Source organism: Streptomyces sp. NPDC048001, assembly GCF_043203115.1.
Classification (GTDB): Bacteria; Actinomycetota; Actinomycetes; order Streptomycetales; family Streptomycetaceae; genus Streptomyces; species Streptomyces sanyensis.
Map to the genome: position 1 here is coordinate 31,287 of NZ_JBIDBN010000006.1, position 15,317 is coordinate 46,603.

The following is a 15,317-nucleotide window of genomic DNA, read 5'->3' on the forward strand; positions in this document are numbered from 1 at the left end:
GGCCCTTAGCCCTCATCGTCTAGTGGCCCAGGACGCCGCCCTTTCAAGGCGGTAGCACGGGTTCGAATCCCGTTGGGGGCACGCATCACCGTGTGCGAGACTCGTTCTCGCACCATGCTTGGTCCTGTGGAGCAGTTTGGAGTGCTCGCCACCCTGTCAAGGTGGAGGCCGCGGGTTCAAATCCCGTCAGGACCGCTGGAGTTCGTGAGAACTCCGCGGCTGGGTAGCTCAGTTGGTACGAGCGATCGCCTGAAAAGCGATAGGTCGCCGGTTCGACCCCGGCCCCAGCCACAGTCGAAGGCCCCGATCCCCGGATCGGGGCCTTCTCTGTAACAACCCCCGCTCTGCAGCAGCCCCCGCCGTCGCCCGGCGAGGGGCGCACGCCCTCCCCGCCCACCCGGTCGCGTCCCGCCCCGGCCGGAAGCCGGGGCGGGACGGGCCGCGGGCTCCGGTCAGACCTCCCCGGTCGGTGCACCCCGGCGGGATCGCCGCTCGCGGCGGCCGCGCACCGCGAGCGGCACCGCCACGGCGGCCACGAGCAGCACCAGCAGCACCCAGTCGGGCACCGCCCCGCCGATCCGGGACGCCCACCGCTCCACGGCGAGGGAGTCGTCCGCCGACAGCACGCCCGGCAGCGCCGTGGCTCCGTCGAAGGCCAGGAACATCGTGCCCAGCAGCATGAAGAAGAACCCCGACAGCAGCGAGGTGGTGTGCAGCCGGAGGCGCCCCGCGCGCAGCTCCCGGCCCCGCAGCCAGCGTCGCCGCCCCAGGTCGAAACGGTCCCAGAGCAGGGCCAGCAGGAACAGCGGCACGGCCATCCCGAGCGCGTACACCGCCAGCAGGAGACCGCCGTAGACGGGGCTGCCGCCGATCGCGGCCACCGTGAGCACACTGCCGAGGATCGGCCCGGCGCAGAACCCGGCCAGCCCGTAGACCAGCCCGAGGGCGTAGACCGACAGCGCGGTCGTGGGACGGATCCGGCCGGAGACCTCGGCCAGGCGCCGGGAGGCGAAGCCCGCGCCGAGGATCTGGGCCGCGCCCAGGGCGATGATCAGCCAGCCCCCGAGGGCCACGAGCAGCTCGCGGTGGCCGTAGAACAGGCGTCCGGCGAAGGAGCCCGCCGCACCGAGGGGGACCAGGGTGGTGGCGAGGCCGGCGTAGAAGACGCCCGTCCGGGCCAGCAGCCGGCCCGTGGAATCGACGGAGTAGGCGAAGAAGGCCGGCAGCAGCAGCGCGCTGCAGGGGCTGAGCAGCGCGAGCAGACCGCCGAGGAAGGCGGCCAGGTAGCCGATGTCGGACACCTCTTCAGCCCCTGTCCTTCGCGGCCCGGGCGGCCTCCTCCACCTCGTCGGCGAAGACCGCCAGGGGCTGCGCGCCGGAGACGGGGTAGCCGTTGACGAGGAAGGACGGGGTGGAGGCCACACCGAGCTTGTAGCCCTCCGCCCGGTCGCGGGCGACGGCTCCCCGGGCCTTGTCGCCGTCCATGTCGCGGGCGAAGCGGTCGAGGTCGGCCACGCCCGCCTCCTCGGCCAGCGCGCGCAGCCGGTCCGCGGTGAAGCCCTCCCCGGCGGCGTCCTCGGCGTAGGCGGCCGCGTGGAACTCCCAGAAGCGGCCCTGCCGGCCGGCCGCCCAGGCCGCGCGGGCGGCGGCCTCGGACTCCTCCCCGAAGATGGGGAAGTTCCGGAACTCGATGCGCAGCGTCCCGTCCTCGACGTAGCGGCGGACCAGCTCCGGCTCGGTGTCGCGGGCGAAGACCCCGCAGTAGCCGCACTGGAAGTCTGCGTACTCGACCAGGACCACCGGGGCGTCGTGCCGCCCCACGGCGAGCGGGTCGTCCGCGTCGCGGCGGGCGACCGACTCCAGGGCGGAGCGGGGGCGGGTCTCCGCGGCAGACGCGGCGGAGGTGCCGGCGCCGGAGCCCTCCGGCTTGGTCGCCGTGTACGAGGCCCAGCCGAGCAGCACGGCGGCGGCCAGCACGCCCGCGCCGATGGCGAGCGGGGCGCGGGAGGGGGCGGAGGGACGGTCGGACGGCATGGGGGAACTCCTGTGCGGGTGTGGGTGCAGGGGCCGGGGCCGGACGGTGTCCTTCCCGGCGGCGGGCTGAGGCGGCGGCTCCGGGCGCGGCACGGGTGTGCGCCGCGGCCGGACCGGACCGTCCCGGGGTGGGCCCGGCAGGGCCGCCGACCGCCCGGTGGGCGGGGCAGGCGGCCTGCGGTCCGTGCGCCCGGACAGCGCAGGACCGCCCTCGTACCGGGCGGACGGGTCGGCCGGGTCCTAGACCCGCAGCACGGAGAGCCCGACCGGGGAGGGGGCCTCGGTCGGGGGCGGGGCACGCAGCGGAGAGGGCAGAGGCGAGAGCGCGTCCCGCAGGGCCGCGCCGCCGGGCGGGGCGGGGGCGTGGTGGAGGGCCGCGAGCAGTTCGCACCCGCCGCCGCGGGGCGGTACCGAGGGGCGGGCACCGTCGTCGGAGGCGGCGCCGCGGCAGCCGGGCACCGGGCCGTCCGCCCGGGGGTCCCGCGCGGCGGGGGGCGGTGCGGTCGCTGCGGGCGCCCGGAGGGAGGCGTACGAGGTCCCCCCGGCTCCGGCGCCCGGCTGCAGGTGTCCGGACCACCCGGCGCCCGCGGAGACCGCGACGCCCCCGCGCGGCCAGCCGGTGGCACCGCTCGCGCCCGGCGCCCCGCCGGACGGCCCCGCGCCCGCCGCCGCGCAGCCCAGCAGCCCGAGGAGCAGCCCCAGCAGCAGACCGACGGCGACCGGCACCCTGCGGTGCCCGGAGCCGGTGCCGATCAGCATGTGCGGGAGTCCTTCCACCGGGTGCGCGGAGCGTGAACGATGCGCTCCATACTGCACCACCCCTGTCGCCCCGCTGACGGTACGGGTTCGCGACCGCGGCGAAATGGGTTCGCCACCGCTTCGGCGGGGGTGCGATCCTGGACTCCGTATGTCTACTTCCTTCGCCGACCTCCAGACCCTGCTGGCCGGGGCGTCCCTGCGCGACGCCCACCGGCTCGGCCGTCGTCTCGAGGGCGCCCGCCGCATCCGCAAGCCCGAGGCGCGGCAGGCCGTGCTGGCCGAGATCGCCGCCGAGGCGGAGAAATCCGCGGCACGGACGGCGCGGCGCGCCGAGCGCATGCCGGAGATCACCTACCCCGAGCAGCTCCCGGTCAGCCAGCGGAAGGACGAGATCCTCACCGCGATACGGGACCACCAGGTGGTGATCGTCGCGGGCGAGACCGGCTCCGGCAAGACGACCCAGATCCCCAAGATCTGCCTGGAACTCGGCCGCGGCGTACGGGGCATGATCGGTCACACCCAGCCCCGCCGCATCGCCGCCCGGACGGTGGCCGAGCGCGTGGCCGAGGAGCTGGACACCCCGCTCGGCGAGGCGGTCGGCTGGAAGGTCCGCTTCACCGACCAGGCGAGCGGCGACACCCTGGTCAAGCTGATGACGGACGGCATCCTCCTCGCGGAGATCCAGACCGACCGCGAGCTGCGCGCCTACGACACGATCATCATCGACGAGGCCCACGAACGCTCGCTCAACATCGACTTCCTGCTCGGCTACCTCGCCCAGCTCCTCCCCCGCCGTCCCGACCTCAAGGTCGTGATCACCTCGGCGACCATCGACCCGGAGCGCTTCTCCCGCCACTTCGGCGACGCGCCGATCGTGGAGGTGAGCGGCCGCACGTACCCGGTGGAGGTGCGCTACCGGCCCCTGCTGGAGGAGGACTCCCAGGACGCCGACCGCGACCAGATCACCGCGATCACGGACGCGGTCGAGGAGCTGATGCGCGAGGGCAAGGGCGACATCCTGGTCTTCCTCTCCGGTGAGCGGGAGATCCGGGACACGGCGGACGCGCTCAACAAGAAGAACCACCGCTTCACCGAGGTGCTGCCGCTCTACGCCCGCCTCTCCCACGCGGAGCAGCACCGGGTCTTCCAGCCGCACACCGGCCGCCGGATCGTGCTCGCGACCAACGTCGCCGAGACCTCTCTGACCGTCCCCGGCATCAAGTACGTGATCGACCCGGGCACCGCCCGCATCTCCCGCTACAGCCACCGCACCAAGGTCCAGCGGCTCCCGATCGAGCCCGTCAGCCAGGCCAGCGCCAACCAGCGCAAGGGCCGCTGCGGCCGCACCTCGGACGGCATCTGCATCCGGCTGTACTCCGAGGACGACTTCCTCGCCCGCCCCGAGTTCACCGACGCCGAGATCCTGCGCACCAACCTGGCCTCCGTGATCCTGCAGATGACCGCCGCCGGGCTGGGGGACATCGAGAGGTTCCCCTTCATCGACCCGCCGGACCACCGCAACATCCGCGACGGCGTGCAGCTGCTGCAGGAGCTCGGTGCGCTCGACCCGGCGGAGAAGGACCCGCGCAAGCGCCTCACCCCGCTGGGGCGCCGGCTGGCCCAGCTGCCGGTCGACCCCCGGCTGGCGCGCATGGTGCTGGAGGCCGACAGGAACGGCTGCGTCCGCGAGGTGATGGTCATCGCGGCCGCGCTGTCCATCCAGGACCCGCGCGAGCGCCCCGCCGAGAAGCAGGCCCAGGCGGACCAGCAGCACGCCCGCTTCAAGGACGAGACCAGCGACTTCCTCGCGTACCTGAACCTCTGGCGCTATGTGCGCGAGCAGCAGAAGGAGCGGGGCTCCTCCAGCTTCCGCCGGATGTGCAAGCAGGAGTACCTCAACTTCCTGCGCATCCGGGAGTGGCAGGACATCTACGCCCAGCTGCGCACGGTGGCGAAGCAGATGGGGATCCACCTCGACGAGCAGGACGCTCCCGAGCAGGCGGTGCACGTCTCGCTGCTGGCCGGGCTCCTCTCCCACATCGGCCTGAAGGACGTGAAGGAGACCGGCAAGGAGCCGGCCGGCCGGGGCGGCGGGGGCCGGAACGAGTACCTGGGCGCCCGCGGCGCCAAGTTCGCGATCTTCCCCGGCTCGGCGCTGTTCCGGAAGCCGCCCCGGTTCGTGATGTCCGCGGAGCTCGTGGAGACCTCCCGGCTGTGGGCGCGGGTGAACGCCCGGGTCGAGCCCGAGTGGATCGAGCCCCTGGCGCAGCACCTGGTGAAGCGGACGTACAGCGAACCGCACTGGGAGAAGGACGCGGCGGCGGTCATGGCGTACGAGAAGGTCACGCTCTACGGCGTGCCGATCGTCGCGCAGCGCAAGGTCAACTACGGGCGCATCGACCCCGAGACCTCGCGCGACCTGTTCATCCGCAACGCGCTCGTCGAGGGCGACTGGCGCACCCACCACAAGTTCTTCGCCGACAACCGCCGGCTGCTGACCGAGGTCGAGGACCTGGAGCACCGGGCCCGCCGCCGCGACATCCTGGTGGACGACGAGACGCTGTTCGACTTCTACGACCAGCGGGTGCCCGAGCACGTCGTCTCCGGTGCCCACTTCGACTCCTGGTGGAAGCACAAGCACCGCGAGCAGCCCGAGCTGCTCGACTTCGAGCGCGAGATGCTCATCAACGAGAAGGCGGGTTCGGTCACCAAGGACGACTACCCGGACACCTGGCGCCAGGGGCGGCTGTCGTTCCGGGTGACGTACCAGTTCGAGCCCGGCGCGGACGCCGACGGCGTGACCGTGCACATCCCGCTCCAGGTGCTCAACCAGGTGACCGGGGAGGGCTTCGACTGGCAGATCCCGGGCCTGCGGACCGAGGTCGTCACCGAGTTGATCCGCTCCCTGCCCAAGCCGGTGCGCCGGCACTACGTCCCCGCCCCCAACCATGCCGCGGCCTTCCTCGACCGGGCCGCCCCCTCGCAGGAGCCCCTGGTCACGGTGCTGGCGCGGGAGCTCCAGCGGGCGGTCGGGGTGCCCGTCTCGGCGGACGACTTCGACCTCTCCCGGGTCCCGGACCACCTCAAGGTCACCTTCCGGATCGTGGACGAGCGGCGGCGGAAGCTGGCCGAGGACAAGGACCTGGAGGCGCTGCGCCGCGCACTGCGGCCCAAGGCCCGCCAGGCGCTGTCCAAGGCTGCGGCCTCGGCCCGGCCCGACGGCCGCTCCCTGGAGCGCAGCGGGCTGAAGGACTGGACGGTCGGCACCCTGGAGAGGGTCTTCGAGACCCGCCGGGCGGGCCAGCCGGTCAAGGCGTACCCGGCGCTGGTCGACGAGGGGGAGTCCGTGGCCGTGCGGCTCTTCGACAGCGAGGCGGAGCAGGCCGAGGCCATGTGGCGGGGCACCCGTCGGCTGATCATGCTCAACATCCCCGTCAGCCCGGCGAAGTTCGCCTCGGACCGGCTCACGAACCAGCAGAAGCTGGCGCTCTCGCGCAACCCCCACGGCTCCGTGCAGGCGCTCTTCGAGGACTGCGCCACGGCGGCGGCCGACCGGCTGATCGCCGACCACGGCGGGCCGGTGTGGGACGAGTCGGCGTATCGGGCCCTCTTCGACAAGGTCCGCGCCGATCTCGTCGACCTGACGGTGCGCACCGTCGACCAGGTCCAGCAGGTCCTCGCCGCCTGGCAGGCGTGCGAGCGGCGGCTGAAGGCCACCACCAGCCCGACGCTGCTGCCGAACGTCCAGGACGTGCAGCGGCAGCTGGCCGCGCTGATGCCCGACGGCTTCGTGACCCGGACGGGGCTCGTGCGGCTGCCCGACCTGATGCGCTATCTGGTCGCCGCGGACCGCAGGCTCCAGCAGATGCCCACCTCCGTCCAGCGTGACACCACGCGCATGGAGAAGGTCCACGAGATGCAGGACGAGTTCGCCTGGCTGCTGGAGCAGTTCCCCGAGGGGCGGCCGGTCCCCCGGGCCGCGCGGGACGTCCGCTGGATGATCGAGGAGCTGCGGGTGAGCTACTTCGCCCATGCCCTGGGGACCGCGTACCCCGTCTCGGACAAGCGCATCGTGAAGGCCATCGACGGCCTCGTCCCGTGACGGGGGCGTCGCTCACCGTGAGTTCGACCTGACCAGCAGACCTGCTGTACAGTCTCTCTCGCAGCCAGGGGAACAGCGGCTGCGAAACCTGGTCCTGTGGAGCAGTTTGGAGTGCTCGCCACCCTGTCAAGGTGGAGGCCGCGGGTTCAAATCCCGTCAGGACCGCATCATCTGAAGGCCCGTACCGTATCGGTGCGGGCCTTCGGCATGCCCGGCCCGGGGTACGGCGAACTCCCGCCCGCACCGCGCACCGCCCTCCCCGGCCGCCTCCCGCGCCCCGCGTATCGCTCCCGTCGCGCCGGGGCGCCGCTCGCCTGTCCGCATCCCTGCGGGGAGGGTTGACGGTCCGCCGCGCCGCGGGTACTCCGTTGCCAGGGCCCTTGGGCGGCACACTCCCGGAGGTGACGTGCATGGCGGCGTCCACCGCGCGGCGTTACGAGACACGGGCGCTGCTGCGCGCCCATCTGGCGGCCTCCTCGGGGTACCGCCACCTCACGAAGAACTGCCCCGTCTGCCACCACCTGCTGCGCCTCGCCCTGGAGCGCGCCGACCGCGAGGCGGAGGCGCCGCCCCCCGGTGAGCCGGAGAGCGCCGCAGGGGGCCTCCCGGGGCCCTCCGGGGGGCCGGCGGAGCAGGCGCCGCCCCGGGAGCGCGTCGCGCGCCCCGCACGGGAGGGCCGCCAGGCCCCGGACGGCGGGACCGAAAGTCCCGCGGGCGAGTGACCAACGCCCGCCGCGCCACTGCTCTTTCAGTGGCAGGCTGGAGTTTGACAAGAGGCAGGCACTGTGACGGGAGTCACGGAAGGGGTTTCGGGAACCCTCATATTTAACCCCTCCCTACAACTCCACCATTTAATGCGTGCCATTGCACTGACCTCCGACACCCCCGTCGACGCGACAGCGATGTCACCCGCGAAGAGGTCCGCGGCCCGGGGTGCGCCCCTCCGGCGCCGCCCGCGGGCACAACAAGATCGCGCCGGACTCGGCGGAGTCCGGCGCGATCAACGGCGCACACCTGTTGGGGCAGGCGGGCGCCGGATGTATCAAGGTGTGGGTCGCTCAGAGGTGGGGGCCCCTGGAACGCCCGGTGAAACGGGGTGTTCAGGCCTCGCTGCGCTGCTGCGGAATGCCCGCCAGCAGTGCACGGACCTCGGCCTCGCGGTATCGGCGATGTCCACCGAGCGTGCGGATGGACGTGAGCTTGCCCGCCTTCGCCCAGCGGGTGACCGTCTTCGGGTCCACGCGGAACATCGTGGCAACCTCAGCCGGGGTCAGCAGCGGCTCGGCATCAGGGGTGCGAGCGGTCATGAGCGGCCTCCTCGGGAGAACCGAACCTTCTCGGTTCATTCCTCTAAATTCTGCACCTTGACCCGCGTTGCCCGAAATGGCGGACGCAGGCCGAGTCGGTTATAGGACGAACGGCTTGTCCTCGGCACTACAACTACACCATCTGTCCAGCCACGTCGGCCAAACCGATGGAATTGCCCTCTCAGGTGTCCATCAGCGGCCGAAGCCCGATGGACCATGCCATAACGGACAGTCACGTCACAGTAACGATCAGTCACAGAGCGATCAGGAGTCGTCAGACCCCCCATAGCGTGCAATGCAGAGCAATCCGCCCGTAACCGGGCGGAAGGAACCCTCCCCGGACTCCTTGTCCTATTTTGACACGAGGGGAGGTGATGGGCGCAAGGGAGCGGTTAGTGCCGTCCATCACGCTTGAGGCAAACGCCCGACTCGGGACCCAGGTCCCGAGCCCCGGCCACCAGCCGGATCAGTTCGCGAACTGACGGTGCCTCACGGCGCGCCAGCGCTCGGTCAGCCTCCGGTACGCCTCGCCCGCGCCCTCCCGGTCGCCGGCGCCCAGCGCGGCCAGCCCCTCCGCCGCATCGCGCGCCGAGTGGTCCTCCGCGAGCTCCGCCGCTCCCAGCGCGTGCACCAGCCCGCCGTAGTCCAGCTCCACCAGCGAGCGCGGATGGAACTCCTCCAGCCAGCGCCCCACGTCCACCAGCATCTCGGTCAGCGGCCCCTCGCCGATCGCCTCGCGGACCGTGCGCAGCGCCCGCGCCAGCCGCCGCCGGGCCTGGACCATCGGCGTCCGGTAGCGCAGCGCGGGCTCCTCGGGGCGGTGGACGCGCTCCCCGTCGGAGAAGAGCACGAACCAGCCGACCGGCACCGCCCACAGCGCGGTCCTCATCCACGGGCGCGCGTCCGGGTTGCCCGCCCGCCACTTCTCGAAATCGGCCGCGGCCTGCTCGCGCACCACCGGGGGCAGCACCGCGTCCAGCAGCGCCGCGGGGAGCACGCCCGGGAGCTCCGCCAGCGCCAGCCACCCGCGCAGCCGGGTCCGCCAGGGGCAGACGCAGAGCACTCCGTCGACCTCGGCGACGAAGGCGTCCGGGCTCTCGTGGACGGGGACGGCCACCGGCGGGGTGGCCAGCAAGTCCGCCAGCGAGCGGCGCAGTTCGTCCTGCGCCGTGGGGCCGTCGCCGCGCCGCGCGTAGCGCGCCCAGTAGGACCGCTCCGGCTCCGGGAAGGCCGCGAGCGGCTCGTAGACCCGCAAGTAGGCCGCGTACGGAACGAGGACCGAGGACTGCGCTGGCATAGCGGAATCCTTCCACGCCGACACCCTCCCGGAGGGTGTTCCGGCGCTCGGTGCCCACCTACGCGCGCGTAGGACATACTCTCTGCCCACACGGACCTTCCCCCACCCCTGGAAGGTCCTCCCCCCGCCGCTTCGTACTTGGGAGTCACCACCGTGACCGATGTGACCGACGGCGTCCTGCACACCCTGTTCCGATCCGAGCAGGGAGGGCACGAGCAGGTCGTGCTCTGCCAGGACCGCGCCACGGGCCTCAGGGCCGTCATCGCCATCCACTCCACCGCCCTGGGCCCCGCCCTCGGCGGCACGCGCTTCTACCCGTACGCCTCCGAGGAGGACGCCGTCGCCGACGCGCTCAACCTCGCGCGCGGGATGTCCTACAAGAACGCCATGGCCGGCCTCCGCCACGGCGGCGGGAAGGCCGTGATCATCGGCGACCCCGAGCAGATCAAGTCCGAGGACCTGCTGCTCGCCTACGGCCGCTTCGTGGACTCCCTCGGCGGCCGCTACGTCACCGCCTGCGATGTCGGCACCTTCGTCGCGGACATGGACGTGGTCGCCCGCGGGAGCCGCTGGGTGACCGGCCGCTCCCCCGAGAACGGCGGCGCGGGCGACTCCTCCGTGCTCACCGCCTTCGGCGTGTACCAGGGCATGCGGGCCTCGGCCCAGCACCTGTGGGGGGACCCCTCGCTGCGCGGCCGCAAGGTCGGCGTCGTCGGCGTCGGCAAGGTCGGCCACTACCTGGTGCAGCACCTGCTGGAGGAGCGTGCCGAGGTCGTGATCACGGATGTGCGCGAGGAGTCGGTCAGGCGGATCGTCGAGGCCCACCCCGAGGTCACCGCGGTGGCGGACACCGAGACGCTGATCCGCACCGAGGGCCTGGACGTCTACGCACCCTGCGCGCTGGGCGGCGCGCTGAACGACGACACCGTGCCGGTGCTGACGGCCAGCGTCGTCTGCGGCGCGGCCAACAACCAGCTGGCCCACCAGGGCGTCGAGAAGGACCTGGCCGACCGGGGCATCCTCTACGCCCCGGACTACGTGGTGAACGCCGGCGGCGTCATCCAGGTGGCGGACGAACTGAACGGGTTCGACTTCGACCGGTGCAAGATCCAGGCCGCCAGGATCTTCGACACCACGCTGGCGATATTCGCACGTGCGAAGGAGGACGGGATCCCGCCGGCCGCCGCGGCCGACCGGATCGCCGAGCAGCGCATGGCGGAGGCCCGGCAGGGCTGAGCCCTGGGCGCACGGCCCGCCCGCCCGGGGGGAGAGAAGACTCACCCCGGACGGCGGGTCGTGTGCCCGGAAGAGGTTAAAATCGCAGTTGACCAGCGAGGACGGGGCGCCTCGGGGGTCGTGCGAAGTGGCACCTCATGCGGGCGGCGTACCGTATGGCCGCGGAAGCAGGTACCGTTGAAGCCCTACGGGCCGAGCTCTCCGAGGAGAGCCCGTTCCGCATCATGAACGCGTGTCAAGACTCTGGGGCCGTCGAGCCCCGTCACCGAGGGGGTCGAGCCATGGGGCGCGGCCGGGCCAAGGCCAAGCAGACGAAGGTCGCCCGCCAGCTGAAGTACAACAGCGGCGGGACGGACCTCGCACGTCTGGCCAACGAGCTGGGCGCATCGACTTCGGGTCATATCTCGAGCCAGCCGCCGAACGGCGAGCCGTTCGAGGACGACGACGAGGAAGACGACCCGTACGCGCGGTACGCCGACATGTACAACGACGACGGCGACGAGGACGAGGAGTCCGGTCCCGCGTCGCAACGCCGCGGCGCTTGACGCCCATCCACCGACCCGGTCCGGCCTGTGCCCGGACCGGGTTCTGTGCGCTTGCGTACTGTTCGGCGACCGTGTCGTCCGGCCGGGCGGCCGCCCCCTGAGGGCAGCCGCCTCTCCGTCGTGCCCGAGGTCGCGCTCACGCGCAGGTCACCGGCCGTCGCCGCGGGCTAGCCGGCGTACGACCCGGTCAGCTCCGCACCGGTGGTGCGGTCGCCGCGGTCGACGATCTCACCGGCGACCCAGGCGTCCACACCCCGGTCGGCCAGCGTGGCCAGGGCCACCTCGACGGAGGACTCCGGGACCACGGCCATCATGCCGACGCCCATGTTGAGCGTCTTCTCGAGCTCCAGCCGCTCGACCCGGCCGGCCGTGCCGACGAGGTCGAAGACCGGACCCGGGGTCCAGGTGGAACGGTCGACCACCGCGTGGAGCCCGTCGGGGACCACCCGCGCGAGGTTGGCCGCGAGCCCGCCCCCGGTGATGTGGCTGAAGGCGTGCACCTCGGTGGTGCGGGTCATCGCCAGGCAGTCCAGCGAGTAGATCCGGGTGGGCTCCAGCAGCTCCTCGCCCAGCGTGCGCCCCAGCTCCTCGACCTGCTGGTCCAGGGACATCCCGGCCCGGTCGAACAGCACGTGGCGGACGAGCGAGTACCCGTTCGAGTGAAGGCCGGAGGAGGCCATCGCGATGACCGTGTCACCCGTACGGATGCGGTCCGGCCCGAGCAGCCGGTCCGCCTCCACGACACCGGTCCCCGCGCCGGCCACGTCGAAGTCGTCGGGGCCGAGCAGCCCCGGGTGCTCCGCGGTCTCCCCGCCGACGAGGGCGGTCCCGGCGAGCACGCAGCCCTCCGCGATGCCCTTGACGATGGCGGCGACCCGCTCGGGGTGGACCTTGCCGACGCAGATGTAGTCGGTCATGAACAGCGGCTCGGCACCGCAGACGACGATGTCGTCCATGACCATGGCGACCAGGTCGTGGCCGATCGTGTCGTAGACGCCCATCTGGCGGGCGATGTCGACCTTCGTGCCGACCCCGTCGGTGGCCGAGGCCAGCAGCGGGCGCTCGTAGCGCTTGAGGGCGGACGCGTCGAAGAGGCCGGCGAAGCCGCCGAGGCCGCCGAGGACCTCGGGGCGCTGCGTCTTCTTCACCCACTCCTTCATCAGCTCGACGGCGCGGTCGCCCGCTTCGATGTCGACACCTGCCTCGGCATAGCTGGCACCGGTGGTCTGAGACATGGCTTCAGAGCTTTCGTGTCGTTACTGCGGGGTGTTACGGGCGGCGGAGCGCGTCGGCGGCCGCGGTGGCCGCGGGCCCGGCGGCCAGCTCCGTCTCCAGCAGCTGCTTGCCGAGCAGCTCCGGGTCCGGCAGCTCCATGGGGTACTCGCCGTCGAAGCACGCGCGGCACAGCTGGGGCTTGTCGATCGTGGTCGCGTCGATCATGCCGTCGATGGAGATGTACGCGAGGGAGTCGGCGCCGAGCGAGGTGCCGATCTCGTCGATCGTCATGCCGTTGGCGATCAGCTCCGCCCGGGTGGCGAAGTCGATGCCGAAAAAGCAGGGCCACTTCACCGGCGGGGACGAGATCCGGATGTGGACCTCGGCGGCGCCGGCCTCGCGCAGCATCTTGACCAGGGCGCGCTGGGTGTTGCCGCGGACGATCGAGTCGTCCACCACGACCAGGCGCTTGCCCTTGATGACTTCCTTCAGGGGGTTCAGCTTCAGCCGGATGCCGAGCTGCCGGATGGTCTGGGAGGGCTGGATGAAGGTGCGCCCGACGTAGGCGTTCTTCACCAGTCCGGAGCCGTACGGGATACCGCTGGCCTCGGCGTAGCCGATGGCCGCGGGCGTGCCGGACTCCGGCGTCGCTATGACGAGGTCGGCCTCGGCGGGGGCTTCCGCGGCGAGTTTCCGGCCCATTTCGACCCGCGAGAGGTACACGTTCCGGCCGGCGATGTCCGTGTCGGGACGGGCCAGGTACACATACTCGAAGACACAGCCCTTGGGCTTCGCATCTGCGAAGCGAGAGGTCCGGATGCCGTTCTCGTCGATCGCGATCATCTCGCCGGGCTCGACCTCGCGGACGAAGCTGGCGCCGCAGATGTCGAGGGCGGCCGACTCGGAGGCGACGACCCAGCCGCGCTCCAGACGGCCGAGGACCAGCGGGCGGATGCCCTGCGGGTCGCGGGCCGCGTACAGGGTGCCCTCGTCCATGAAGACGAGCGAGAAGGCGCCCTTCACCGCGGGGAGGACCCGGGCGGCCGCCTCCTCCACGGTGAGCGGCTTGCCGTCCTCGTCGACCTGGCCCGCCAGCAGGGCGGTGACCAGGTCCGTGTCGTTGGTCGCGGCGACCTGGGTGGCGCGGCCGTTCTCCTTGGGGAGGTCGGCGACCATCTCGGCCAGCTGCGCGGTGTTGACCAGGTTGCCGTTGTGACCCAGCGCGATCGACCCGTGGGCGGTGGCCCGGAAGGTCGGCTGGGCGTTCTCCCACACGGAGGCGCCGGTGGTCGAGTAGCGGGCGTGTCCGACCGCGATATGACCGCTCAGGGAGCCGAGGGAGGTCTCGTCGAAGACCTGGGACACAAGGCCCATGTCCTTGAAGACGAGGATCTGAGAGCCGTTGCTGACCGCGATTCCCGCGGATTCCTGGCCTCGATGCTGGAGGGCGTAGAGCCCGAAGTAAGTGAGCTTGGCGACCTCTTCGCCCGGAGCCCAGACACCGAAGACGCCGCAGGCGTCCTGGGGGCCCTTCTCTCCGGGGAGCAGGTCGTGGTTGAGTCGTCCGTCACCACGTGGCACGCCACCGAGTGTAGGCGAGATCGACCACTGGTCCGAATTGGGGATGGCCGCGCACCCGCTCCCGGGGGCCGCGAAAGGCGCCCCGACGCGTCCCGGAACCCCCGATTCCGAGGTGCCCGCGGGCCTCTCCGGCACCCCCGGACAAGATCACCCGGGCGTCCGGCGGGCCGTCCGGATAGCGGAACGGGGGCCGACTCCCCAGGCAGGCCCCGGGCGGCGCGGGTGCGGCCGGCGCCGCCGGGAGCCGCTCCGGGACGAGGGGGCGGGGGCGCCACCGGCCGTTCGGAGCCGGAACGGGGCCGCGTGCGCTAGTTCACATCCCCGCCCAGCCCTCCACGGAGCGACATACCCCCATATTCAGGACGCTAGGGGGCGCCCGGACGGCCGCGGGACCCTCAGCGCTCCGGGTCCGCCGAGGCCACCAGGCCGGTGCCGTCCCCGGCGGTGAGGGTCAGCGCACCCTGGTCCAGCCGGTACCGCAGCGCCCCCGACTCCAGCAGGGCCGTCAGTGCCCGCTCCAGCTCCATCCCGGGGCCGTCGCAGAGCTTCCTGGTGGCCGCGACCGGCCCGAGGACCACCGAGTCGCCGGTGATCCGGGCATCGGCGGTGAAGCGGTTGCAGCCCAGGCTCCCCTCGGCCGTGCCGTCCTCGGCGAAGGCCAGCACGGCGGTGCCGCGCGTGCCCTCGGGAAGGGAGGCGGCGCTCTCCCCCTCCACCAGGGACGTGACCGTCCATTCGGTGCCCACCAGTGCGGGCTCCCGGGCGGCCGAGAGCGCGATCTGGTCGCCGTGCCGGTCGGTGAGGGTCAGCCGGTCGTCGGCCAGCTCGCCCGTGAGTGCGCCGGTGAGCAGGGCGCGGAGGCCGTCCTCGAAGCTCTGGACGTCCGCGGCGCACGCCTTCTCGGTCACCTCGCCCGGACTGACGGTCACCGTGTCGCCCTCGACGCCCACCTGCGCCCCGAAGCGGTTGCAGCCGTAGTCCCCCCGGGCCCGGCCCTCGTCGCCGACCTCCAGGTGGGCGCCCGCGGGGGCGGGGATGCGCCGGCCGTCCACCGTGACGGCGTCGACGGACCACCGCACCCCGGACAGGGGGAGGTCGGGAACAGCGGAGGAGGCCGCTCCGGAGGACGTCTGCTCGCCGCAGGCGGCGAGCGGCAGGAGAAGGACGGACACGAGGACGGGAAGGCTCAGCCGAGGACGCATGCCGCTGGGACGGCCCCGTGTCCGGAGCGGTTCCGTCCC

General features: G+C 72.4%; 12 protein-coding genes and 4 tRNA genes. 8 read left to right on the forward strand and 8 right to left on the reverse strand.

Annotation, left to right across the window (positions count from 1 at the left end):
• The first annotated feature begins 8 nt into the window (after nucleotides 1-8).
• The 3 genes from ACGF15_RS12395 (at nucleotide 9) to ACGF15_RS12405 (ending at nucleotide 291) form a co-directional block, all read left to right on the forward strand.
• A tRNA-Glu gene (locus ACGF15_RS12395) sits at nucleotides 9-81 on the forward strand.
• Nucleotides 82-120: 39 nt separating this feature from the next.
• Nucleotides 121-195, forward strand: a tRNA-Asp gene (locus tag ACGF15_RS12400).
• Nucleotides 196-217: 22 nt separating this feature from the next.
• Nucleotides 218-291: transfer RNA gene (locus ACGF15_RS12405), tRNA-Phe, on the forward strand.
• 161 nt (nucleotides 292-452) lie between these two features.
• Here ACGF15_RS12405 and ACGF15_RS12410 read toward each other — a convergent pair.
• From ACGF15_RS12410 to ACGF15_RS12420, 3 genes are all read right to left on the reverse strand, one after another.
• Nucleotides 453-1,301, reverse strand: a complete 849-nt coding sequence (locus tag ACGF15_RS12410; RefSeq protein WP_345616303.1) for a cytochrome c biogenesis CcdA family protein — start codon at nucleotides 1,299-1,301, stop codon at nucleotides 453-455.
• Nucleotides 1,302-1,305: 4 nt separating this feature from the next.
• Nucleotides 1,306-2,034, reverse strand: coding sequence for a thioredoxin domain-containing protein (locus ACGF15_RS12415; RefSeq protein WP_345616302.1), 729 nt, complete (start codon nucleotides 2,032-2,034; stop codon nucleotides 1,306-1,308).
• 240 nt (nucleotides 2,035-2,274) lie between these two features.
• The gene (locus ACGF15_RS12420; protein WP_392798355.1) at nucleotides 2,275-2,793 is read right to left on the reverse strand and encodes a hypothetical protein; all 519 of its coding nucleotides are present in this window, start codon (nucleotides 2,791-2,793) and stop codon (nucleotides 2,275-2,277) included.
• A gap of 148 nt (nucleotides 2,794-2,941) precedes the next feature.
• Between ACGF15_RS12420 and hrpA the strand changes: the two genes are divergently transcribed.
• The 3 genes from hrpA (at nucleotide 2,942) to ACGF15_RS12435 (ending at nucleotide 7,617) form a co-directional block, all read left to right on the forward strand.
• Entirely contained in the window at nucleotides 2,942-6,895 is a 3,954-nt protein-coding gene (hrpA, locus tag ACGF15_RS12425) for an ATP-dependent RNA helicase HrpA (protein WP_392798358.1), read from the forward strand.
• Between the two features lie 90 nt (nucleotides 6,896-6,985).
• Nucleotides 6,986-7,060, forward strand: a tRNA-Asp gene (locus ACGF15_RS12430).
• Between the two features lie 245 nt (nucleotides 7,061-7,305).
• Nucleotides 7,306-7,617, forward strand: a complete 312-nt coding sequence (locus tag ACGF15_RS12435) for a DUF6274 family protein (RefSeq protein ID WP_345616299.1) — start codon at nucleotides 7,306-7,308, stop codon at nucleotides 7,615-7,617.
• A gap of 378 nt (nucleotides 7,618-7,995) precedes the next feature.
• Here the strand turns inward: ACGF15_RS12435 and bldC are convergent, their stop codons facing one another.
• Nucleotides 7,996-8,202, reverse strand: coding sequence for a developmental transcriptional regulator BldC (gene bldC / locus ACGF15_RS12440; protein WP_003949541.1), 207 nt, complete (start codon nucleotides 8,200-8,202; stop codon nucleotides 7,996-7,998).
• A 466-nt stretch (nucleotides 8,203-8,668) separates the two neighbouring features.
• Complete coding sequence (locus tag ACGF15_RS12445; RefSeq protein ID WP_345616298.1) at nucleotides 8,669-9,499, reverse strand: hypothetical protein; 831 nt, start codon at nucleotides 9,497-9,499, stop codon at nucleotides 8,669-8,671.
• Nucleotides 9,500-9,652: 153 nt separating this feature from the next.
• Here ACGF15_RS12445 and ACGF15_RS12450 point away from each other — a divergent pair, with 153 nt between their 5' ends.
• A complete protein-coding gene (locus tag ACGF15_RS12450; RefSeq protein ID WP_345616297.1) occupies nucleotides 9,653-10,735 on the forward strand; it encodes a Glu/Leu/Phe/Val dehydrogenase dimerization domain-containing protein in 1,083 nt (360 codons plus the stop codon).
• Between the two features lie 281 nt (nucleotides 10,736-11,016).
• Nucleotides 11,017-11,280: a DUF3073 domain-containing protein gene (locus ACGF15_RS12455; protein WP_345616296.1), complete on the forward strand. Its 264-nt coding sequence runs from the start codon at nucleotides 11,017-11,019 to the stop codon at nucleotides 11,278-11,280.
• A 167-nt stretch (nucleotides 11,281-11,447) separates the two neighbouring features.
• On the opposite strand, the gene purM is transcribed toward ACGF15_RS12455, so the two are convergent.
• The 3 genes from purM to ACGF15_RS12470 all read right to left on the reverse strand — a co-directional run bounded on the left by purM (nucleotide 11,448) and on the right by ACGF15_RS12470 (nucleotide 15,248).
• Nucleotides 11,448-12,515, reverse strand: a complete 1,068-nt coding sequence (gene purM, locus ACGF15_RS12460) for a phosphoribosylformylglycinamidine cyclo-ligase (protein WP_392798363.1) — start codon at nucleotides 12,513-12,515, stop codon at nucleotides 11,448-11,450.
• 34 nt (nucleotides 12,516-12,549) lie between these two features.
• A complete protein-coding gene (gene purF / locus ACGF15_RS12465) occupies nucleotides 12,550-14,076 on the reverse strand; it encodes an amidophosphoribosyltransferase (protein WP_345616294.1) in 1,527 nt (508 codons plus the stop codon).
• A 395-nt stretch (nucleotides 14,077-14,471) separates the two neighbouring features.
• On the reverse strand, nucleotides 14,472-15,248 hold the full coding sequence (locus ACGF15_RS12470; RefSeq protein ID WP_392798366.1) for an META domain-containing protein: 777 nt from the start codon (nucleotides 15,246-15,248) through the stop codon (nucleotides 14,472-14,474).
• Between the last annotated feature and the right edge of the window lie 69 nt (nucleotides 15,249-15,317).

What these genes read in the sequence shown, in the direction of transcription:
- purM (WP_392798363.1), bottom strand. Translation starts at nt 12,515, where the DNA reads ATGTCTCAGACCACCGGTGCCAGCTATGCCGAGGCAGGTGTCGACATC.
- hrpA (WP_392798358.1), top strand. Translation starts at nt 2,942, where the DNA reads ATGTCTACTTCCTTCGCCGACCTCCAGACCCTGCTGGCCGGGGCGTCC.
- ACGF15_RS12445 (WP_345616298.1), bottom strand. Translation starts at nt 9,499, where the DNA reads ATGCCAGCGCAGTCCTCGGTCCTCGTTCCGTACGCGGCCTACTTGCGG.
- ACGF15_RS12455 (WP_345616296.1), top strand. Translation starts at nt 11,017, where the DNA reads ATGGGGCGCGGCCGGGCCAAGGCCAAGCAGACGAAGGTCGCCCGCCAG.
- ACGF15_RS12420 (WP_392798355.1), bottom strand. Translation starts at nt 2,793, where the DNA reads ATGCTGATCGGCACCGGCTCCGGGCACCGCAGGGTGCCGGTCGCCGTC.
- ACGF15_RS12435 (WP_345616299.1), top strand. Translation starts at nt 7,306, where the DNA reads ATGGCGGCGTCCACCGCGCGGCGTTACGAGACACGGGCGCTGCTGCGC.
- bldC (WP_003949541.1), bottom strand. Translation starts at nt 8,202, where the DNA reads ATGACCGCTCGCACCCCTGATGCCGAGCCGCTGCTGACCCCGGCTGAG.
- ACGF15_RS12415 (WP_345616302.1), bottom strand. Translation starts at nt 2,034, where the DNA reads ATGCCGTCCGACCGTCCCTCCGCCCCCTCCCGCGCCCCGCTCGCCATC.